The sequence below is a fragment of the Rhizobium sophorae genome, assembly GCF_013087515.1.
Taxonomy (GTDB): domain Bacteria; phylum Pseudomonadota; class Alphaproteobacteria; order Rhizobiales; family Rhizobiaceae; genus Rhizobium; species Rhizobium sophorae.
Genome location: NZ_JABFCN010000003.1, coordinates 40,409 through 61,609 on the forward strand (window position 1 = coordinate 40,409; position 21,201 = coordinate 61,609).

21 protein-coding genes are annotated in these 21,201 nt (G+C 61.6%); 9 read left to right on the top strand and 12 right to left on the bottom strand.

Going from position 1 to position 21,201, the window contains the following annotated elements; all coding sequences use genetic code 11:
- Positions 1-10 precede the first annotated feature (10 nt).
- Positions 11-796, bottom strand: coding sequence for an ectoine/hydroxyectoine ABC transporter ATP-binding protein EhuA (ehuA, locus tag G9X64_RS02150; protein WP_027664840.1), 786 nt, complete (start codon positions 794-796; stop codon positions 11-13).
- 122 nt (positions 797-918) lie between these two features.
- Entirely contained in the window at positions 919-2,304 is a 1,386-nt protein-coding gene (gene ehuR / locus G9X64_RS02155) for a MocR-like ectoine utilization transcription factor EhuR (protein ID WP_168308198.1), read from the bottom strand.
- Positions 2,305-2,405: 101 nt separating this feature from the next.
- Here ehuR and G9X64_RS02160 point away from each other — a divergent pair, with 101 nt between their 5' ends.
- The 5 genes from G9X64_RS02160 to G9X64_RS02180 all read left to right on the top strand — a co-directional run bounded on the left by G9X64_RS02160 (position 2,406) and on the right by G9X64_RS02180 (position 7,585).
- On the top strand, positions 2,406-2,903 hold the full coding sequence (locus G9X64_RS02160; protein ID WP_168308199.1) for an Lrp/AsnC family transcriptional regulator: 498 nt from the start codon (positions 2,406-2,408) through the stop codon (positions 2,901-2,903).
- A gap of 121 nt (positions 2,904-3,024) precedes the next feature.
- Positions 3,025-4,521: an NAD-dependent succinate-semialdehyde dehydrogenase gene (locus G9X64_RS02165; protein ID WP_168308200.1), complete on the top strand. Its 1,497-nt coding sequence runs from the start codon at positions 3,025-3,027 to the stop codon at positions 4,519-4,521.
- Between the two features lie 30 nt (positions 4,522-4,551).
- A complete protein-coding gene (locus G9X64_RS02170; RefSeq protein WP_171375877.1) occupies positions 4,552-5,931 on the top strand; it encodes an aspartate aminotransferase family protein in 1,380 nt (459 codons plus the stop codon).
- A 14-nt stretch (positions 5,932-5,945) separates the two neighbouring features.
- A complete protein-coding gene (locus G9X64_RS02175; protein WP_168308202.1) occupies positions 5,946-7,019 on the top strand; it encodes an alcohol dehydrogenase family protein in 1,074 nt (357 codons plus the stop codon).
- A 170-nt stretch (positions 7,020-7,189) separates the two neighbouring features.
- Positions 7,190-7,585, top strand: coding sequence for a DUF4112 domain-containing protein (locus G9X64_RS02180; RefSeq protein WP_168308203.1), 396 nt, complete (start codon positions 7,190-7,192; stop codon positions 7,583-7,585).
- A gap of 27 nt (positions 7,586-7,612) precedes the next feature.
- Here G9X64_RS02180 and G9X64_RS02185 read toward each other — a convergent pair whose 3' ends face one another.
- From G9X64_RS02185 to G9X64_RS02220, 8 genes are all read right to left on the bottom strand, one after another.
- Positions 7,613-8,569, bottom strand: a complete 957-nt coding sequence (locus G9X64_RS02185; protein ID WP_168308412.1) for an ROK family protein — start codon at positions 8,567-8,569, stop codon at positions 7,613-7,615.
- 14 nt (positions 8,570-8,583) lie between these two features.
- On the bottom strand, positions 8,584-9,285 hold the full coding sequence (locus tag G9X64_RS02190) for a ribulose-phosphate 3-epimerase (RefSeq protein ID WP_168308204.1): 702 nt from the start codon (positions 9,283-9,285) through the stop codon (positions 8,584-8,586).
- A gap of 4 nt (positions 9,286-9,289) precedes the next feature.
- Complete coding sequence (locus G9X64_RS02195) at positions 9,290-10,099, bottom strand: alpha/beta fold hydrolase (protein ID WP_168308205.1); 810 nt, start codon at positions 10,097-10,099, stop codon at positions 9,290-9,292.
- Positions 10,096-10,941: a sugar phosphate isomerase/epimerase family protein gene (locus G9X64_RS02200; RefSeq protein WP_168308206.1), complete on the bottom strand. Its 846-nt coding sequence runs from the start codon at positions 10,939-10,941 to the stop codon at positions 10,096-10,098. The genes G9X64_RS02195 and G9X64_RS02200 overlap by 4 nt, the downstream gene beginning before the upstream one ends.
- Positions 10,941-12,017 (bottom strand): Gfo/Idh/MocA family protein, encoded by a 1,077-nt coding sequence (locus tag G9X64_RS02205; RefSeq protein WP_168308207.1) that lies wholly within the window; start codon positions 12,015-12,017, stop codon positions 10,941-10,943. The genes G9X64_RS02200 and G9X64_RS02205 overlap by 1 nt, the downstream gene beginning before the upstream one ends.
- Before the next feature lie 133 nt (positions 12,018-12,150).
- Positions 12,151-13,296, bottom strand: coding sequence for an ABC transporter ATP-binding protein (locus tag G9X64_RS02210; RefSeq protein WP_168308413.1), 1,146 nt, complete (start codon positions 13,294-13,296; stop codon positions 12,151-12,153).
- 329 nt (positions 13,297-13,625) lie between these two features.
- On the bottom strand, positions 13,626-14,567 hold the full coding sequence (locus tag G9X64_RS02215; protein WP_168308208.1) for a PfkB family carbohydrate kinase: 942 nt from the start codon (positions 14,565-14,567) through the stop codon (positions 13,626-13,628).
- 3 nt (positions 14,568-14,570) lie between these two features.
- Positions 14,571-15,371 carry a class I fructose-bisphosphate aldolase gene (locus tag G9X64_RS02220; RefSeq protein ID WP_128461455.1) on the bottom strand — a complete coding sequence of 267 codons (801 nt, stop codon included), beginning with the start codon at positions 15,369-15,371 and terminating at the stop codon, positions 14,571-14,573.
- 244 nt (positions 15,372-15,615) lie between these two features.
- On the opposite strand from G9X64_RS02220, the gene G9X64_RS02225 reads away from it, so the two are divergent.
- Positions 15,616-16,377: a DeoR/GlpR family DNA-binding transcription regulator gene (locus G9X64_RS02225; protein ID WP_064655556.1), complete on the top strand. Its 762-nt coding sequence runs from the start codon at positions 15,616-15,618 to the stop codon at positions 16,375-16,377.
- Positions 16,378-16,469: 92 nt separating this feature from the next.
- Here the strand turns inward: G9X64_RS02225 and G9X64_RS02230 are convergent, their stop codons facing one another.
- Positions 16,470-17,288 (bottom strand): sugar phosphate isomerase/epimerase family protein, encoded by an 819-nt coding sequence (locus G9X64_RS02230; protein ID WP_168316054.1) that lies wholly within the window; start codon positions 17,286-17,288, stop codon positions 16,470-16,472.
- A gap of 274 nt (positions 17,289-17,562) precedes the next feature.
- Between G9X64_RS02230 and G9X64_RS02235 the strand changes: the two genes are divergently transcribed.
- Positions 17,563-18,711 (top strand): Gfo/Idh/MocA family protein, encoded by a 1,149-nt coding sequence (locus G9X64_RS02235; protein ID WP_168308210.1) that lies wholly within the window; start codon positions 17,563-17,565, stop codon positions 18,709-18,711.
- Positions 18,708-19,643: an alpha/beta hydrolase gene (locus G9X64_RS02240; RefSeq protein WP_168308211.1), complete on the top strand. Its 936-nt coding sequence runs from the start codon at positions 18,708-18,710 to the stop codon at positions 19,641-19,643. Before G9X64_RS02235 ends, G9X64_RS02240 begins: the two co-directional genes overlap by 4 nt.
- Before the next feature lie 20 nt (positions 19,644-19,663).
- Here G9X64_RS02240 and G9X64_RS02245 read toward each other — a convergent pair whose 3' ends face one another.
- The gene (locus tag G9X64_RS02245; RefSeq protein ID WP_168308212.1) at positions 19,664-20,698 is read right to left on the bottom strand and encodes a LacI family DNA-binding transcriptional regulator; all 1,035 of its coding nucleotides are present in this window, start codon (positions 20,696-20,698) and stop codon (positions 19,664-19,666) included.
- Positions 20,699-20,843: 145 nt separating this feature from the next.
- Here G9X64_RS02245 and G9X64_RS02250 point away from each other — a divergent pair, with 145 nt between their 5' ends.
- Complete coding sequence (locus G9X64_RS02250; protein WP_168308213.1) at positions 20,844-21,125, top strand: hypothetical protein; 282 nt, start codon at positions 20,844-20,846, stop codon at positions 21,123-21,125.
- Positions 21,126-21,201 lie beyond the last annotated feature (76 nt).

The window sequence follows — 21,201 nt, forward strand, 5'->3', positions numbered from 1 at the left end:
ATGTCTGAGGTCAGACGCGGTGCCCCGCCGCAATGATCTTGCGCAGGAAAGTCTGCGTCCTCTCCTGCGTCGGATTGCGAAAGATGTCGCTCGGCTTGCCTTCCTCGACGATCTTGCCGCGATCGAAGAACAGGACACGGTCGGCGAAATCATGGGCAAATCCCATTTCATGGGTGACGAGAAGCATGGTCATGTCGGTCTCGGAGGCGAGCCGCCGCATGACGTTCAGCACCTCCTCGACAAGCTCCGGGTCGAGCGCTGAGGTCACCTCGTCGAACAGCATGATCTTCGGCGACAGCGCCAGCGCCCGGGCAATGGCGACGCGCTGCTTCTGCCCGCCGGAAAGCTGCGCCGGAACGCTCTTTGCCTTGTCGGCCAAGCCGACCATGTCGAGAAGCTCCATCGCCCGCTTTTCCGCCACGGGGCGCTTGATACCCTTGGTCAGCATCGGCGCCAGCGTCACGTTGTCGAGCACGCATTTATGCGGGAACAGATTGAAATGCTGAAAGACCATGCCGATCTTTTCGCGCATCCGATGCAGATGCCGTTCGTCGGCCGGCACCAGCCCACTGCTATCAGGCATATGGTAGAGCTGTTCACCGTCGACCTCGATATGGCCGCCGCTGATCGTCTCCAACGTCATCAGAATGCGCAGGATCGTCGTCTTGCCGGAGCCGGATGGCCCGATCAGTGCCAGCTTCTCGCCCGGCATGACATTCATCGACAGGCCGTCGAGCACGGTCAGCGGGCCGTATTTCTTGACGATGTTGTCGATGCGGATGATGGGCGGAAGCATTCATGTCTCTCCCTGTTGAGACAAGCAATGTCCTAACGATGACGGCCCATCAAAATCATGTCAATTCGTAAAATAATATCATGACAATTATTCTGCACCCGCTCAAATACAAGGCATCGACATCAGATCGCAAGCAGCAGCTCTTCCGGATTGCCTTGCGCCAATGAGGCGACGATGCCGAGCCCGGTCCGCAGCTCGCTTTCCGTTGTCGAACCAAGCGAGATGCGCACGGCCGGGGTCCAGCCCTGATCGGTGGTGTGGAAGGATTTGCCGGACGCGATCGCGACCCCGCGCAGCCTTGCCTGCGATACGAAACCGTCCTCCGTATGGTTGCCGGAGAGCGGCAGCCAGACGTGCAGGCTTTGCGGATGCGCCCGGTACGGTAGGCCGGCCAGCATCTCCGCCGCGATCGCGTGCCGGCTTAAAAGGGCGCGACGCTGCCAGTTGACCAGCTCCATCGCCGTGCCGTCGCTGACCCAGCGGGTGGCGATCTCGGCCATGGCAGGCGTCGCCATCCAGTTGGAGACGAGATGCCGGTTGGCGACGGCGGCGACATAGCGGTCGGGCGCGGTGAGATAGCCGATCCGCAGGCCCGGAACGGTAATCTTGGTGAAGCTCGTCACGTAGAGTGTCCGCTCCGGCGCAAACGCGGCCATCGGCGGCGCACGACCCTCGACCATCGGGCCGAGAATATCGTTTTCGATGATGGCGATATCATGTTTCGCAGCGACGGTGGCGAGCGCCTGCCTGCGCTCCGCGCTCATCAGCGCCGCCATCGGATTGATCACCGAGGGCTGCAGGAAAATGGCCCGGATCGGTCCCTTTCGGCAGGCTTCGTCCAACGCTTCGGGGATCATGCCCTCCTCGTCGATCGCCAGCCCTTCGAGGTGCAGACCGAGATAGGTGGAGAGCGGAACGAGCGTATGATGGCTGATCGCTTCAGTCGCAACCGTCGAGCCGGGCGGGGCAACGCTCATCAGCGCCACCGTCATGCCCGATGTCGCACCGTTCGTCACGCTGACGTTCAGCGGCGATACCTCCAGCCCGCAGCGCGCCAGCCATTCCGTGGCGACGGCGCGGTGTCGCGGAAACACCATGTTCGGCCTGAACGAAAGGGCCGAGCTGGAGGGCAGGTTTTCCGAAAGCCAGCCGAAGGCTTGCCGCAGCCTTTCCAAATGGATCTGCTCGCAGACCGGCTTCAGGATCGACAGATCGATCACCTCGCCCAGCCTTTCCGGCAGATAGGGCGGCTCCGGCTCGCGCGGCCTGGTCTGGACAAAGCTGCCGCGTCCGATCTCGCCTGATATCAGCCCCCGGCGGATCAACTCGTCATAGGCGCGGCTGACCGTCTGCACCGAAAGATGCAGATCATCCGCCATCTTGCGGTGCGGCGGCAATTGTGTGCCGTCGGAGAGCTTGCCGTCGGTGATCGCGTTTGCGATCTGCTCGGCGAGCGAGAGATAGGCCGGACGGCGGAGTTGCGAGGGATCAGGGCGCCACTTTGTCATGATTTTAACACTGCTGAAAATCAGTTCAATTGACAATGCAAAAATGCGCTCCCATTGTCTTTTCCCTGCGATTGAAATGATTTCTTTTTAAAGAAAGCACCATGAAGCTCGACGCCATCGACCTGCGCATTCTCGACGCCGTCCAGCGCGACGGCCGCATCACCAAACTGGCGCTGGCCGAAAAGGCCGGGTTGTCGCCGACCCCGTGCTGGATGCGGCTACGCAAGCTCGAAAAGGCCGGGATCATCACAGGTTACCACGCGCGCGTCGCACCACGGCGCATCGCGCCGGTTGCCAGCGTGATGATGGAAGTGACGCTCGCCAACCATCGCCAGGCGGATTTCGAGCGCTTCGAGCGTGCCATCAGCGCAATCCCGGAGATCGTTGCCTGCTGGTCGGTCGGCGGCGGTGTCGATTACATTCTGAAGATCATCGCGCCCGATATCGACGCCTATCAGCGGCTGGTCGATGGGCTTCTCGACCGCGAACTCGGCATCGACCGCTACTTCACCTACATTGTCACCAAGACGGTGAAGGAGGAAACAGTCCTTCCGGTCTCTTCCTTCACTGCCGTCGGCGAAGAACAGAGCGCGCCGTAGACAATCTCTCTGCCAGGCCGCCGTCCTTTAGACCATCTCTCTCTTTTCGCATCCGCCAACAGACAATCTCTCGCCCGCTCCCGTGGAAGACTGACGTCAACCCGCCACGAGGAGACTGGACATGACCGCCGTTTTTGCCCGCACCGCCTATCATGACGCGCTGTCGCGGCTCGCCGACCGTCATCTCCTGCGCGATCTGGCCTATGTCGACGGCCGGTGGATTGCCGGCAAAACAGGGAAAAGTTTCGAGGTCACCGATCCCGCTTCTTCGGCGACGCTGGCCTGGGTTGCAAGCCTTGGCGCCGATGAGACGGCAGTGGCGATCGATGCTGCCTCGGAGGCTTTCGCCGGCTGGCGCGCAATGCTGCCGCAGGGCCGTGCGGCGATCCTGCGCAAATGGTGTGAGCTGATGCTTGCGGCCAAGGAGGATCTGGCGCTGATCATGACGCTCGAACAGGGCAAGCCGATCGCGGAATCGCGTGGCGAGATCGATTACGCCGCCTCCTTCGTCGAATGGTATGCCGAGGAAGGCAAGCGGCTGAACGCCGAAAGCGTGACCACCCATCTGCCCGGCGCGGAGATGATCGTCAGGCGCGAGGCGCTCGGCGTCGCCGGCATCGTCACGCCCTGGAATTTCCCCTCTGCCATGCTCACCCGAAAGGCTGCCGCGGCGCTGGCCGCCGGCTGCACGGTCGTCGCCCACCCCTCCTCCGAGACGCCGCTTTCGGCACTGGCCCTTGCCGTGCTCGGCGAGCGTGCCGGCATTCCGGCCGGCGTCTTCAACGTGGTCACCGGCAATGCCGCAACGATCGTCGGACGGATGTGCACCGACACCCGCGTGCGCGCCATGAGCTTTACTGGCTCCACCGGGATCGGACGGCTGATCGCCGCCCAATGCGCGCCGACCCTGAAGCGGCTAGTGATGGAACTCGGCGGCCACGCTCCACTGATCATCTTCGATGACGCCGATATATCAAAGGCAGTCGAGATTGCCGTCAACGCCAAGTTTGCAACCTCCGGCCAGGATTGCCTTGCTGCCAACCGCATCTTCGTCCAGCGGCGGATCGCCGATGGCTTCGCCAAAGCCTTCGCCCACCGCATTGCCGAACTGAAGGTTGGTCCAGGGCTCGAGGATGGCGCCGAGATCGGGCCGCTGATGCATGAACGCGCCGTCTCCAAGGTCGAGGAGCAGGTCTCCGACGCGCTGGCGCATGGCGCGCGGCTCGTTACCGGCGGCAGGCGCCATAAAGCCGGCCGGCTTTTCTACGAGCCGACGCTGCTGACCGACGTGCCGGCGAAGGCGCTGATCATGCGCGAGGAGACTTTCGGGCCAGTGGCGGCGGTTACCACCTTCGACAGGGAAGAAGAGGTCGTCGCCCGCGCCAACGATACCGAATACGGCCTTGTCGCCTATATCGTCACAGAAAACGGCGCCCGCCAGATGCGGCTTGGCCGTACGCTGGAATACGGCATGGTGGCCGTCAACCGGGTGAAGATCACCGGCGCGCCCATTCCCTTCGGCGGCTGGAAGCAGTCCGGCCTTGGCCGCGAGGGGTCACGCCACGGGCTCGAGGCCTTCACCGAGCTCAAATATCTCTGCATCGACACGGCCGCCTGAGCCGCCCCATTTCAAGAAAGAGGCTACGACATGCTCGACAGAAGCAACGAACTCACCGCCTGGGACCGCGATCACTTCTTCCACCCATCGACCCATATGGGCGGGCATGCCCGCGGCGAGACACTGACCCGTGTCGTTGCCGGCGGCGAAGGCGTCTACATCACCGACACGACAGGACGCAAAAGCCTCGACGCATTCGCCGGCCTCTATTGCGTCAATGTCGGCTACGGCCGCCAGAAGATCGCCGACGCGATCGCCGAACAGGCGAAGAACCTCGCCTATTACCACGCCTATGTCGGCCACGGCACGGAAGCCTCGATTACGCTGTCGAAGATGATCATAGACCGCGCGCCCGCCGGCATGAGCCGCGTCTATTTCGGTCTCTCCGGCTCGGATGCGAACGAGACCAACATCAAGCTCATCTGGTACTACAACAACATCCTCGGCCGTCCGGAAAAGAAGAAGATCATCTCGCGCTGGCGCGGTTATCACGGCTCCGGCGTCATGACCGGCAGCCTCACCGGCCTGGCGCTCTTTCACAACGCCTTCGATCTGCCGCGGGCGCCGGTGCTGCACACCGAAGCACCCTATTATTTCCGCCGCCCCGACCGGTCGATGAGCGAGGAGCAGTTCTCGCAATATTGCGCCGACAAGCTTGAGGAGATGATCATCGCCGAAGGCCCGGAAACGGTCGCCGCCTTTATCGGCGAACCCATCCTCGGCACCGGTGGCATCGTGCCGCCGCCGAAAAGCTACTGGCAGAAGATCCAGGCCGTGCTCGACAAATATGACATCCTGCTCGTCGCCGATGAAGTCGTCACAGGCTTCGGCCGCCTCGGCACGATGTTCGGCTCGGATCACTACGGCATGAAGCCGGATCTGATCACCATCGCCAAGGGCCTGACCTCGGCCTACGCTCCTCTTTCGGGCACGATCGTTTCGAACAAGATGTGGCAAGTCCTGGTGCAGGGTTCCGATCAGCTGGGCGCGATCGGTCACGGCTGGACCTATTCCGCCCATCCGATCTGTGCTGCTGCAGGCATTGCCAATCTCGAACTGATCGATGAACTCGGCATCGTCGAGAATGCCGGCACGACCGGCGCCTATTTCCGCTCGGAACTCGCAAAGGCCGTCGGCGGCCACCGAAACGTCGGCGAAGTCCGCGGCGACGGGCTGATGGCGGCCGTCGAATTCGTCGAGGACGAGGACGACCGCACGTTCTTCGATGCCGGCCGCAAGATCGGCCCGCAGGTTGCCTCCGCGCTGCTCGAACGCGGCGTCATCGGCCGCGCCATGCCGCAGGGCGATATCCTCGGCTTCGCCCCGCCGCTTTGCCTGACGCGCGAGGAGGCTGACATCGTGGTCAAGGCCGCGGCGGATGCGATCGAAACCGTCTTCAAGACCATCTGAGGGAGAAGATCAGCATGACGATCCCGGAAAAGATGGCGGCCGTATTGCTCACCGGCCATGGCGGTTTGGACAAGCTCGTCTATAGCTTGGACGTGCCCGTCCCGAGACCCGCAGAGGGCGAGGTTCTGATCCGCGTCACAGCCTGCGGCATGAACAATACCGACGTCTGGGTGCGTCAAGGCGCCTATGGCACCGAGGACGATCCGTCTGCCGTCTCCACATGGCGCAGGCAAGGCAATACGCTGACATTCCCGCGCATTCAGGGCACCGATACGGTCGGTCATATCGTCGCCGTCGGTGCCGGCGTTAATCCGGCGCGCGTCGGCGAACGCGTCATGGTCGACTTCTCGATCTATAACCGCGACGACGACAGCCTCGCCGACATCGATTACATGGGCCATGGCCGCGACGGCGGTTATGCCGAATACATGGCATTGCCGGCCGAGAACGCCCATGTCGTCGCAACCGATCTGACCGACGTCGAACTCGCCACCTTCTGTTGCGCCTATCTGACCGGCGAGCGCATGCTGGAACGGGCAAGGCTTGTTGCCGGTGAACGCGTTCTGGTGACCGGCGCCTCGGGCGGCGTCGGCTCGGCGATCATCCAGCTCGCGCGCGCTCGCGGCGCCATCCCGATCGCAGTCGCAGGTCCCGGCAAGGAGGCGGCGATGCTCGATATCGGCGCTGAGGCGGTGGAGACCCGCGGCAAGGGCGATCTGGTCGAAGCCGTCCATGCCGCCAGCCGTGGCCAGCCGATCGATGTCGTCGCCGATCTCGTCGGCGGACCGCTGTTCAACGATCTCCTGAAGATCCTGCGCCCCGAAGGCCGCTACACCACAGCCGGCGCCATCGCCGGCCCGGTCGTTCAGCTCGATTTGCGGACCATGTATCTGAAGCAGCTGGAGCTGCACGGCTCGAGCCAGGGAAGCCGCGCTGACTTCCGCCGGATCGTCGGCTACATCGAAAGCCGGAAGATCCGGCCTCTCGTCGGCGGCGTCTATCCGCTGTCGGAATTCCACCGCGCGCAGACCGATTTCATGGCGAAGAACTTCGTGGGAAAATTGGTCGTGGTTCCCGACGCGAGATGATCCTTGCTTTCGCGGCGAACCTTATCGGGTTTCCAGCGTTTCACGGCCATGGAACATCATGATGGCACCGGGCTTTCGCTGCGTCGGACTATTTCGCAGCAATGCGATGACATCCTTCCCGCGCCCTCACTCGAGGAGGCGGAACGGTCGTTCACGCCAAAAGGTTGCTGATGCCAGCCTCCGCCAGCACGAAACACCTGACCTCCATCGAACTTGGAAGAATTCGGCGCGCCGTCGGCATAGCGCGCCTGATGGATACCGCGGTCAGATTGCCTGTCATCGGCGTGCGGATCGGCGCGGACTCAATTCTCGGCCTTATCCCGGCCGTCGGCGACATTGCCGGATCCCTCATCGGTCTTTTCATCATCGATGAGGCAAGACGCCTCGGCATTCCCACCCACAAGCTCGCACGCATGGCCGTCAATCTCGGCATCGACGCCGCCGGCGGAACCGTTCCCCTGCTCGGCGATATCTTCGACGTCTACTTCAAATCTCATCGCCGAAACGTCGGCATCATTCTCGACCACTTTGGGATCAGCGAAGACGAGTTGAACCGGCGCATTTGACCAAGCCTGTCGCCTTGAGGGTCTGGATCAGGTCCGAACGCCCTTCCCTGTTAGAAACGCCAGAGCCGCTGCGCCGACGAGGCCCGAGTTCTGATCCAGCGCCGCCAGCACCACTTTGACATCCTTGAATGCCGGCATTGCCCATTGCGTGATGTAGGCTTGAATGCCCGGCTGCAGCCGGTCGAACTCGTGGGAAAGCCCGCCTCCCATCACGATGATATCCGGACTGAAGATATGGATCAGGCTGGTGAAGCCGCGACCGAGAATTTCCGCTTCCTCGTCAATCAGTTGATTTGCGAGACGATCGCCATCTCTTGCGGCCGCGAAAACGCCGCGGCTGTCGATGGCGCCGCCGTCGCTGCCGATCGTCGTCCCGCTGGATTCCATCGCCCTCATTTGGGCGCGGCGCGCAAAAGCCGTTCCGGATCCGTAGGCCTCGAAACAACCTCTGTTGCCGCAGGGGCAAAGCTCTCCGTTCGGCACGACCGACATGTGCCCGACATGGGCTGCCATGCCCTTGCGGCCGCGCACGACGCGACCATCCGACACTACACCACCGCCAATGCCGGTGCTCACCGTGACATAGACCAGATTATCGAGCCCCTTGCCGGCTCCGAACTGCCACTCGCCGATGGCAGCGGCAATCGCATCGTTCTCGAGGTCGACCGGAAACGGAAACCGCTTCTGCAATTCCGCCTTCAGTGGAAAGTCGACAAAGCCGGAGAGGGTCGGAATATTCGAAGCGACACCGGCGACCGTATCGAGCGGGCCCGGAGCGGATACGCCGACGCCCACCACCGAGGCAGGGTTCGATGCTGCAAAAAGTCCATCGGTCAGGCCGCAGATTTGGGCGAGCACCCGGTCGGGGCCTGCCAGCGCATCCGTCGGTTCGGCTGCACGCGCCAGGATCCCGCCGTGCTCGTCGACGAGGGCAGCGCGCACCTGTGTCCCACCGAGGTCGATTCCAATGGCAATCTGCTGCATGTGAAGACCATGAGTTAGAGTGCGCGCACCCATGCCATCCGCTCGTCCAGTGATGGCGCATTGAAAGCCAGGGAGCCGAGGACGATTGTTTCCGCACCCGACTGGCGCAGAAGAGGCACGGTGTGCTCCCGAATACCGCCGTCGGCCGCCAGCACGATCCGATGCGCCGCACCGCAACCGGCGATGATCTGTTTTGCCTGCTGAAGCCGCGCTCCGGCTTTTTCGTCGAGACCCTGGCCCTTCACGCCGATCGCCGTGCCGAGCAGCGTCACAAAGCGCAGCCGGGAAGCGTATTTCTCGACGCGCTCGACAGGGGTGTCGACCTTCAGCACCATACCGGCGGCGACACCGCGGCGATCGAGAAGATCGAGAGCCTCGGCGGCGACACTTTCGTTTTCAACATGGAGACTGATCAAATCGCTGCCCGCATCGGCGAACTGCTCGATCTGCGACAGGAGGATGCTGTCAGCGACCATCAGGTGAACATGGATCGGGCGCGCGGACACTTTGCGCACACCGGCAACAAGATCGGGGAAAAACAACATGGCCGGCGCGAAATGGCCATCGGCGACATCGATGTGGAGGATGTCGACGTGAGGATCGACACGTGCCAGATCATCCGCCAGATGCACGAGATCGGCCGACCAGACGGAGAATTCGGCAATCAGGCGATCCTTCGGAAGGTCGGCGATCCAGGTCTTGGAGGGGGTTGTCATTGTTTCAGAGCTCCTTCAGAAAATTGCCCATGGCAAGCCGGAAGTCGGCGACGTATTGCGGGCGGCTCTCGGTCTTCGATGTGATCTGCACGAAGCGCGCGCCGGCGATCCGCTCGGCAAGAGCACGCGCATGGTTGAGAGGATGAATACTGTCCCGATCATGGCCGATGATGAGTGTCGGCATGGAGAGATTGCCGACCTCCTCGTCGGTCACATCAGGACCGTCATTGGAAATCCTGGTGAGCAGTTCGGCGGTCACATCCAAAGGCGTGCGAGAGAAAAAGCCGGCAAGCGAGGCCAGATTGTCCGGCGCCTCGGCGGCGAGCCGCACGCCCACCGGCCCGGCGAGGAACGTGGTCTTTGCCTCGCCCGGTGGCAGAGTTTTCAGAAGCCGCCCGACTTCGGCGTTGGGTGCCATATTCTCCGGCGCGGATGCCATCACCCAGGCCGGCCTTGCGATGATCAGAGCCTTGACAAGATCGGGCCGCTTGACCGCGAGACGCAAGGCAATCGCCGCACCCATCGAGATGCCGCCGATCACGATCGGCAATGCCAGGTTTTTCTCGATATAGGCGGCGATATCATCGCAGAAGGTCGCGATCGACAGTTGCCCCAGTTTGCCGGCTTGGGAATGGCCGTGGCCGCGCGCTTCGATCGTGACCCGGAGAAAACCCGCGTCGAGCGGAAAGACTTCATCGGTCTGCGCCGCGTCTCCGCATAGGCCGTGCTGGAATATGACGGACGCGCCCTCACCCGCCATATCGACATTGAGAATGGTCCCGTCGCTGGTTTCGAACGGTTGCACCCGTCTCATCTTCCTGCCCCCGCAGAATTACCGTCGAGGCTATTCTTCAGGAAGGCCGCCACACCGGCCGCCTCGGAGGCCGAAAGACCATGCGTGACGAGACTGCCGTTAAAGCCGATCGCCTTGAGGCGGCCGAGATAATGCCCGTAGTCGAGGACACCCTTGCCGGCGGTCGCGAAACCACCGTCAGGATTGCGGTCTTTCGCATGCGCCATGACGATCCGATCGGCCAAAAGGTCGATCGCGGAAGAGACGATGCTGCGCTGCTCATCCAGCGTCGCGACCTCGAAGAGATTGGCCGGATCGAGCACGATCTTGATGCGAGGGCTCTTCAGCGCCGTGATCAGCCGATAAGCTTTCTCAGCCGAGTTGACGACATTGGCAATCTCGGGCTCGACGCCGAGATCGACATCGTAGCGCTCGGCGATCTCGATGGCCGCCCCCATCGCTTCGAGGAGGTCCCGCCACGCCTCCGGCGTACTGTTGTCGGCGTGGGCCTTCCACTGGTCGATGGGGTCGCGTGTGCCAGTGCAGAGCGTGATCAGAGCGGTCGACATGCCGGCGCTGCGTTCGGCCAGCGTCGCGAGGTTGCGAAGGCCGGCCTCGCGAACGGCAGGATCCGGGTGGATCATGTTGAAGGTGCCGGAAACGGCAACGATCTCGACGCCGCTCGCGCGCGCCGCTTCGGCAACCGAGCGGGCCTGCCCTTCCGTGATGATCTCCGGCATCGGCGAAAGGCCCGAGCAGGCCATATTATATTGGGCGCAGGTGAACCCGGCGCCAGCGACCGAGTTGAGAACGGTTGCGGGTTCCGCTCCCTCGAAGGTCTTTGCGAAAATGCCGAGCTTCATCACACGCCACCCGTGACGTCGGCCAGCGCAACCGCCTTGCCGCTTTCGACGGAGCGTGCAACCGCGACCATGGCCTGGACGGATGCCAGGCCATCATCGATATCGGCGCCTTCCATCACGGCGCCATCCAGAATGGTGCGCGCGAAGCCTTCGACCTGACGGCGATAGAAATGGCCGTCGGCACCGAGCACGCGATGGGTCGCGCCGTCCGCTTCCCGGAAAATGTCCACCTCACTGGTCTTGTAGTACCACGGGTTATAGGTCTTGCCCAAAATGCTGCCGTTCTTGCCATAGATCTGAAAGCCTTCGTGCCAGTCCATGCGCACCTGGACGGTGAGATCGAGATGGCCGAGCGTGCCGGAGGCAAATTCCACGTCCACGAACCAGCACCAGATACCCGCTCGCTCGGACAGGCGAGCGCTGACGGAAACGATGTCGCCGGCGAAATAACGTGCGGTGTCGATCAGATGGCAACCATGCGCAAGCATATAGTAGCGCCGCAGGTCGGCTTTCGGATTGGCGGAGGGTTTCCGCGCATTGGCGCTGGTGACGATCAGCGGCTGCACGGCATCGGTCATCGGATACCGGTGCGTGCTGTCGCAATACCATGCTTTCAGAGCGACCATCTCGCCCATTTCATCGCGGATGAAGGATTTGGCGGCCTGGAGCCCCGCGTCGAAACGCTTCATATGCCCGACCTGAAACACCTTTCCGGACTTGTCGACTGCGGCCTTCAGCTCAAGGCATTCCTCGATGGTGACGCCGACCGGTTTTTCGCAGAGGACATGTTTGCCCGCCTGAAGGGCGCGAAGGGAAGCCGGGACGTGAAAGGCGTCGGCCGTCGCGATGACCACGGCATCGAGATCGGGATCGGCCAGCATCTTGTCGTAATCGCCATAGGTTTTTTCCGCCCCGTGGGTGATGGCCATGCGTTCGCGGAGATCCTCGGCGACGTCGCAAATCGCATAGAGGTCGGCATTGGCTGCCTTCGTACAGCTCTCGAAGTGCGCCGCCTGGGCAATCTGGCCCGCTCCCAATACGCCGATGCGGAGACGTCGTTCCTGTTTTGCTGGCATCGATAAGCCCTTTGGATCGGATATTGAAGATGAATGCTGGTTTCGGCGTCGGATGGAATGCTTTCAAAACATCGAACGTCGCCGACGTCGTCTGGCCGGACCGCCACCGTCGTGTCGGCTCTCCCTCGTCACTTCACAGCGCCATGTGCGTTTGAGGATTGAAAAAGTGAAATTTCGCCGGGTCGATGGCCAGATCGATCGATTGGCCCGTCTCGACCGTGCTGACGGCTTCGAACCGCGCGACGGCGTTGGCGGCACCGCTCAGGTCCTCGACGGCATCGGGGTCGCCCGAGTCGATCCGGACCGCGTCGATCTTCAAATGCACGATCAACTCGGAGCCGAGTTCCTCGATCGACTTCACGATAACCGGGATCGTCGGATGGGAGGCTCCTGACGGCAACCGACTGTCGTAGAGGTCCTCGGGCCTGACCCCAAAGATCACGTCCCTTCCCTCGAAAGCAGATAGACCGGGATTGCGCTCGAAGGCGCCGTCGGACAGGGGAATGGAGAAGCCCGACAGATGGATCCGCCCGCTCGCCAGACGCCCCTCGAAAAGGTTCATCGACGGCGAACCGATAAAGCCCGCGACAAAGGCATTGACCGGGCGGTGATACAGAGCCTTGGGCGTATCCACCTGCTGAAGCACGCCGCCCTTCAGCACCGCGACCCGATCGCCCATGGTCAACGCTTCGGTCTGGTCGTGCGTCACGTAGATCGTCGTCACGCCCAGCTGTCTCTGCAGGCTGGCGATCTCCGCCCGCATCTGAACACGCAGCTTCGCATCAAGGTTCGAGAGCGGTTCATCCATGAGAAATGCCGCGGGCTCGCGGACCATGGCGCGGCCCATCGCAACACGCTGGCGCTGGCCGCCGGAAAGCTGTGCGGGCTTGTTGCCCAGCAAGGGCTCCAGCTGCAGAATCTTGGCGATCTCATGCACACGCTTGGTGCGTTCGGCCTTGTTCTTTCCGGCCAGCTTCATCGAAAAGGCAATGTTGTCGAAGACGGTCATGTGCGGATAAAGCGCGTAGCTTTGAAAGACCATGGCAATGTCCCGGTCCTTGGGCGCGAGATCCACGACGTCCTGACCGCCGATGCTCAATGTTCCGCTGCTGATTTCCTCGAGCCCGGCAATCATGCGCAGAGCGGTCGATTTTCCGCATCCGGACGGGCCGACCAGAATCAGAAACTCGCCATCATGGATCGTCAGGCTCAGATCCTTGATCGCATGGTAGCTGTTTCCATAGGTCTTGCAGATTTTGTCGAGTACAACCACAGCCACGTCTCGTCCTCCCGTACCAGTCCGGATCACATCTTCAAACGGCGCTCCCCGCCGTCTCGGATCCTTTCGACAAGAAGGCTCAGGACTGAGCTTCAAAGTCAACAAAAGAATCGAGGATAACAGGCCATAGATCACCAGCCGAAATTAATATCTATTTGAAAAATATAAATCTTTTCTGATAAATTAAAAATCAATTGCGGAATTATATTTTTTATCGCGCGTAACTTTTGTGGTCGAAGTCACAGCTGTTGAATGCGATTCAATGACACGTCACCGTGAGACTCTACCCGTGCGGCCGACCGGCGCCAGCACCCATCGCCGCCCCGCGCTCATTTTTGGCATCCCGGCATCGGGAGCGGCGCAGGCGCATTTTCCGCCGCCATCCACGCCATGCACGTCTGGTGATCTGGCAGGCCTCTGCGCCCTCCCCGTGCGGTCACGGAAATGGCGGCCGCCGCCGTGGCATAGGCAATGCAATCAAGCGGGCTCTTACCCCTAGCGAGGGCAAGGGCGTAGGCACCGTGAAAACAATCCCCGGCGCCGGTCGTGTCGACCGCCTGAACCTGATAGGCCGGCACATGCCACCGGGTGACATCGCCTTTCTGGCGGAGGTAAGTCCCTCGTTCGCCGTCGGTGAGGACAACCGCGGACCGATCCTTTGACCAGAGCCTGTCCAGGATCATCCTGGGATCACCCTCGCCGGTGTATTCCTGCCCGAAGGCGAGCGGCAGCACCAGATGGTCCGCGAAAGCCAGGATCCGGTCGGTCGCGGAACCGACCGTCCATTCGATATCGGCAATCACGGCCAGACCCAAGGCGCGTGCGCGCGCTACGACACTTTCGGAGTGCGTGGCATAGCCGTCGATCAGCAGTACCGGGGCCTTCATCAAAACGTCGTCGGGCAGCGCATCCGACGTGCCGTGCAGCACATCGTCGTCATAAGCGATGAACCGGTCGCCGTCGGGGCCGACCGTGATCACGGAGCGGATCGGCGCGGCATCCGCGTGGCGGGGAGCGAGCGATATGTCGACGCCGTCCCGCTCGAGTTCGCTGCCCGCCACATCGGCCGTTGGCTCATCGCCGAGCCAGCCAATGAAGCCGGCCTGACCGCCGAGCCGGGCGACGGCAACAAGGGCTGTCGCCACGTTGCCGCCATGGTCCGTGGCACGCTTCGTCACTTTCCCCTTGCCGGCCGTCAGCCCCCGATCGACATAGATGATGTCATCGATTGCCAGGGCGCCGAAGCCCAGAACCTGGAAAGGGCGCGACATGTCTCAAGCACCGGCCGCCGCCAGCGCATCCTCCGGCGTCATCCCCTTATGAATGACGAACTTGAAGGCGCGCGCGGCCATGGTCGTATCGCCGTGACCCCAAAGGTTGCGACCGACGACCGCGCCCTTGGCTCCAGCACGCAATGCTTCCGAGGTCTGGACGAGCGCTCCGAGCAGCGTATCGGTCTTCGGGCCGCCTGCGATCACGACTGGAATCGGGCAGGTCGCGACCGTCTCGCGGAAGGATTCGAAATCGCCGGTATAGCCGACCTTGATAACGTCGACGCCAGCCTCGAAGCCGATGCGCACCGCATAGGCAATCTCATCCGGCGTGAATACGATCTTGCCGCCGTCGGAGAAATCACGGGGATAGACATGGGCGACGACCGGCATCTCGAAGCGGGCGGCGGCGTTGACCGTATCGGTGAGCCAGCGAATGTACTCTCCTTCGGTGGCACCGCGCACGGGAATGGCGACAGCCAGTGCGTCCGCACCATAACGCACTGCGTCTTCCGGGGTCGCAATGAGCTGGCGAATGCGGTCGTCGGCGGTAAAGCAACCGCCCTGGATGACCAGCGCTGCCTTTCCGGCATATTCCGACCAGAGGTGGCGCGCCGCGCCGGGCTGGATACTGATGTAGTCAGGCCCTCCCGCCATGACGCGTCTGAGCGCACCCGGCAGGTCGGCAAGCCCGCCCTCACGCACATTGCCATAACCGACAAAATGATCGACGGCGCCGCCGAACAGATGACCCGATGGGTTCGAGAACAGGCGTGCGAGGCGGACTTTGGTTCCGAGACCCATGGCGATACTTCCTTTGTGATGGCAGCCTTTGCGATTGCTGGCGCCGATGCTGGCAAAACCCTAACTCGAAAACAAACAAATATTCAATATTTCGATTTCTTTCGTTTTCACATGAATGATGAATTTTTGACGTGCATTTTTGTCATCGAACGGCTATTTCTGCAGCAAGAGACGTGGAAAGAGCCGGCGAACTTTCGTTTTTCAAAAGTCGCATTGTTGCAAATAACAGCAGTCGGGATCACACATGCTTGCAGAACAGAGGCGGCAGCAGATCATGCTGGAACTTCAACGGGTCGGCCAGGCTCGCACCCGCCAGCTCGCGGAATTCTTCGAAGTCTCGGAAGTAACGATCCGCTCCGACCTTGAGATCATGGACGCCAAGAAGCAGCTGATCAAAACACATGGCGGGGCGATCGCCCTGCCGTCCGACTCGCCGGCAGCGGCCTTCGAGGAACGCATGCAGCGCAATTTCGATGCGAAGCGACGCATCGCCCAGATGGCTGCGCGACAGATCATCGACAATCAGTCGATCGTCTTCGACAGCGGTTCGACCCTGTTGCAGGTGGCCATGCAGATGCCCCCGGTCAACAACGTCGTGGTTGCGACAACGGCGATGAACATCGCCCAGCATCTGATGTACCGGCCGGGGCTCGACGTGCACATGATCGGCGGTCGCGTATTTCCCAGCACCGTGAGCACGATCGTACAGGATTCCGACAAGGCGGTCGGCGGCCTCGTCGCCCACCAGGCCTTTGTCGGCGCCCACGCGATCGATCAGGCCTTCGACGTCGTCGATGTCTCCGAGGACATCGCCCGGACCAAGCGCAACCTGGTTCGCATGGCCCGGCGTGTCGTCCTCGTGGCGGATTCGAGCAAATTTGACATCGGCGCCTCCTCCAAAGCCTTCTCGCTGTCGCGCGTCGACCTGATCATCACTGACAGCAACATGCCGCACAGCATTCGCCACCGGCTGGACAAGCTGGGCGTGGAGGTTCGCTACGCGTGACCTGCAGTCCACCTCTCCAATTTACAAGAGAGACAGGAGAGGCTTTGGCGTCGACGAATAGCTTTGGCCGACGCCACGGAATACGAGATGGGCTAAAACCCCAGACGTCGAAGCGTCTCGCGGTTGGCGCGAACGGCTGCGGCAGGATTGGTTCCGGCATGGTCCGATTCTTCTTCCACCACGATCCAGCTGATAAAGTTCGGCGCATCCCGAACGGCCGAAATCACGGCGGGCACGTCGCAGACGCCTTCGCCCAGCATCACCCAAGTCCCGCCGGCGTCAACATCCTTCAGATGCACGTAGCGGATCCGGTCCCGGTAGGCTGCCAGCGTATCGCCGACCTGCTGGCCACCACGCAGGATATGCCCGGTATCCGGCACCCAACCCACGTGTGGATCCAAGAGAACAAACAGGCGGTCATAGTCGTTCCGGGTGAACAGGAGCGTGTTGTGGTGCGAGGAAGGATGGACAGCAACAACGACGCCAGCCGACTGTCCGATCTCGGCCGCACGATTGTAGCACTCCGCCGCGATGGCAAACTTCTCATCGAGCGGACCATCCGAGACGACCGTCGCCGACCCCATCGATACCATCGCACCGGGAAAGTTCGCCGCGAAATCGACCCACCGCCGCGCCGTGTCGAGATCGGAGGCAATCTTTTCCGCCATCGTGAACCCGCTGGCGGAGCCGAAGGCAAAGGAGACCAGCGCCAAGCCGGCATCCGTCAGCGTGCGGGCAAAGGCGGCGGGCTTGAGCGCGTAGTGACCGATCATCGTGTCGGTGATTTCGATACCGGCATATCCGCCATCGGCAATGGCGCGCACCAGATCGTCCGGACCGCCGCCCCAATCTGTCCCCAGCATCTCCCAGGTAAATGTCTGGCAACCGATCTGCAACTCAGCATTTTTCATATCTTGGTCCTGACCTGTTCGTTGATCGCAGCCGATACCGAAGCCGTAAGCATCCACAATCTCACGCGTTTCACCGCGTCTGCCGAAAGCCCCTTCCGCCGAGAGGCGGATCGAAAACCGGAAACGGCAACTCTTCATCGGGGATTGCGATCCCAGCGTCTTGTCATTACGTACGGTCAAATGTTACCGTGCGTCAATATAATTTATTCCCTGCGCTTAAAACGTTACGCACCCTCAACTCTCCGCAGCCGCGACGGCAAAACCAGGTTCCTAGATGGCACAGACCAATGATATGAAACTCAGGATCGGCGTTGTCGGATGCGGCAATATTTCGCTTGCCTATATGCGCAACGCGCCGCTGTTTTGCGGCGTCGAAATCACCGCCTGTGCAGATCTCAACGCCGACGCCGCCAAGCGTCGCGCGGCGGAGTTCAATTTGCGCGCGGCTGACGTCGATAGCCTCATTGACGACAGGAACATCGACCTCGTCCTCAACCTGACGATCCCGGCCGCGCATTTTGACGTTTCGATGCGGGCTCTGTCGGCAGGCAAGCATGTCTTCACGGAGAAACCGCTCGGCGTCACGGCCGCAGAAGGACGCGGCTTGGTGGATGCCGCCGCCGCCAAGGGCCTCATGCTCGGCTCGGCGCCAGACACGTTCCTGGGCGCGGCCGGACGCCATGCCCGGCGGCAGATGGAAGCCGGCGCCATCGGCAGGCCGGTGACCGGGACAGCCTTCATGATGGGGCGCGGCATGGAGCACTGGCATCCGGATCCCAGCTTTTATTACCAGGCCGGCGCAGGCCCGCTGATGGATATGGGGCCTTATTATCTCACGATGATGGTCAATCTCATGGGGCCGATCCGCCGTGTGCAGGCCGTCGCCACAAGCGGGCAGGAAGAGCGGCTCATCACCGCCGAAGGGCCGAAACAGGGCACCACGTTCAAGGTCGGCACGCCGACCAGCGTGCTGTCACTGCTGGAATTCGATTGCGGCGCCACGGTCACCTTCGGTACCTCGTGGGACGTATTCCGCCACTCCAACCACCCCATCGAGCTCCACGGAACCGCAGGTTCGCTGCGCCTGCCCGACCCCGACAATTTCGGCGGCTCCGTCGCGCTCTCCGGCCGCGGCGCGCCCTGGCAGGAAACGGATACATCAGGCGAACTTTTCGGTGCCGTCAATTGGCCCATCGCAGCGCCTGATCGTGCCAACTATCGTATGCTTGGTCTTGCCGATCTCGCACGCGCAATCATCGAAGGCCGTAAGCCGCGCGCTTCGGGCGATCTCGCGCTGCATGTACTCGAAGTCATGGAAGCGATCCTGCGTGCCGGCGAAACGGGTATTGCGCAGACCATTTCGGGTACCGTCGCGCAGCCGAGGGAATTGCGGGAAGACGAAGCGAGGAGTTTGCTGGCATGACACAACTGGATGAATCCGCCAAACGCGCGCTTGCGTGGCCTGGGGATCCGGAAACGCCGGTCGAAAACTGCACGCCGGCGCTGGCGCGGCAGCAATATCTGGATAGTTTCGCAGACATCCAGCGGCCACTCGAAGACGTGGCCGAGATCCTGGAAAGGCACATCGGCGCAATCAGGTTGAAGATATGGCGCGGACGGACCGCGCCGCGCCAGGGCGCACCGGCCTTGCTTTATCTCCATGGCGGCGGCTTTGTGATCGGAGCGCCGGAAACCCATGAGGATATCTGCCGGACGCTTGCCAATATGGTAGGTGCCGTCGTGGTTTCACCCGACTATCGCCTGGCCCCGGAACATCCCTTTCCCGCTGCCATTGACGACTGCGCCGCCGCACTCGTCTGGATCACGGAGCAGGCGGATGCGCTCGGCATCGATCCCTTGCGGGTTATCGTCGCTGGCGATAGCGCCGGCGGCAATCTGGCCGCCGTCGTCGCCCTGCTGGCGCGCGACGGGCAGGTGCCGGCTGTCATCGGACAGGTGCTGATCTACCCGGTGACCGACCAGTTGCAGACAAGCGACAGCTACTCACGTTACGAAGAGGGTTTCGGCCTGACGGCAGCCGCGATGAAATGGTTCCGAGGCCACTATCTGCCCGACGCCGCGAGCCGGTGGGACTGGCGCGCCTCGCCGCTTACCGTAGCGTCGCTGGCGGGCGTGGCACCGGCCCTTTTGATCCTTGCCGGACATGACGTGCTGTTCGACGAAGGGGCCGCATATGCCGAGCGGCTCAGCGCCGAGGCGAAGGCAACGACCCGGACCTGGCCCGGACAGATCCATGGCTTCGTATCGAAGAGACGAGCCATTCCGGAGGGGCAAGAGGCACTCGAAGCCATCGCAGCGGCATGGCGCGCCATGGACCCAGCGCTTGCCCGTTGAAGCGGAAACCCGTGCCGGCCTCAAGCCGACTCGCGCATAACAAGCGTTGCCTCAAGGATCACCTTGTTCGTCACAGGGGTCGTTCCATCATCCTCGCTCTCGATATGCGCCAGCAAAAGCTCCACGGATTTCGCGGCGATCTCGGGCGCGTTCTGGGCCATCGTCGTCAGCGACGGACAGGTATATCGGCTAAGCGGGTGATCGTCGTGCCCGGCAATGCGCACGTCGCACGCGTCGCTGCGGCCGATTTTCAGTCCCGAAGCGAATGCGGCTGCCATCGCGCCGAAAGCGAAGCGGTCGTTGGCGCATAGGAGCGTTTTGCCGGGAAGACCGCCATTTGCAAGAATTCTCTGCATCTGCTCGTATCCGAGACGCTCGAATTCCCAGGAAGGTGGTGCGTCGCAATCGATGACCAGCGGTGAATGCCCTTCCCTCGCCATGGTCGCGCGGTAGCCCGCCTGCCGCTCGCCGGCATTTTCGGTCATATGCGGAATTTCCAGGAAGATCGGCGGCTCACCGGACCGGCAGAGATATTGCACAATGGCTGCCATGCTTTGCGCGTTGTCGTTACCGACATAAGGAAGGTCGGCGTCGGCAGGATTGTCGAAGCAGACGACGGGTATGGCATCCCTCAGCCTTTCCAGCGCGGAACGGCGCGAACCGGCTCCGAGCGGTGCCACGATCGCACCCGCGACCTTCAGCGAGAGCAAGGTCCGAACGGCCTCCGCCTCCAGCTCCGGCCGCGTATGCGAAGAAATCTGAACAGGCCAGAATCCCTTTTCACGCAACTCCAGCTCGATCAGCGACACGACCTGCACATAAAAGGGATCCGACATGGTCGGGACCAGAATCCCGATGTTCCTGGTCCGCTTGCGATTGAGATGCCGCGCGAAAAGATTCGGCTCGAAATGCGACTTCTTGAGAGCCGCCTCGATACGCTTGCGGGTCACCTCCTTGATCTGCGAGGGATCATCGAAATATTTCGACAAGGTCGGACGCGATACGCCGGAGGCGCTCGCGAAGTCGTCCATCGATTTATAGCTTTTCTTGGCCATTCAATTCCTTATTGGCGGGACGACGACAACTGATCGGGAACGATTTCGCACAACGGCCGATCCTCTGATGCGCCAAATCATGCATTCGGCAATTGTACAGGTGAGCTTCGTATCCTGAATCGTCGAGAATCAACGCATAACCGGCGTGATCCGTCATTTTTGTGCAGGCTCTGCCCTCCTTTCGAAAATCGAAATATTCCCTTCATTTGCGACTTGTGCCGTTTGCGCCGCGCGGTTGCAAAAGGCGCTTGTTTCAGCACCTAAAATTCGAAAATTTGCAGTGAAGAAGCCGGGTGCCACGCTTTTCATTTTATTGGGTAAACTTTCATTTGTTTACGAAAGTAAAGAAAAAATGCGTCACAAGCAATACAAATGCTGCAGAAAAACACTGATGATGTCAATCAATTTTATGATTTTTTATCAATGATTTAACGCAACACGCGCCGTGAATGCCGGCCTCCCATCTTTTCCTGATCGCAGTTCTTCATTGACAGATAGGGGCT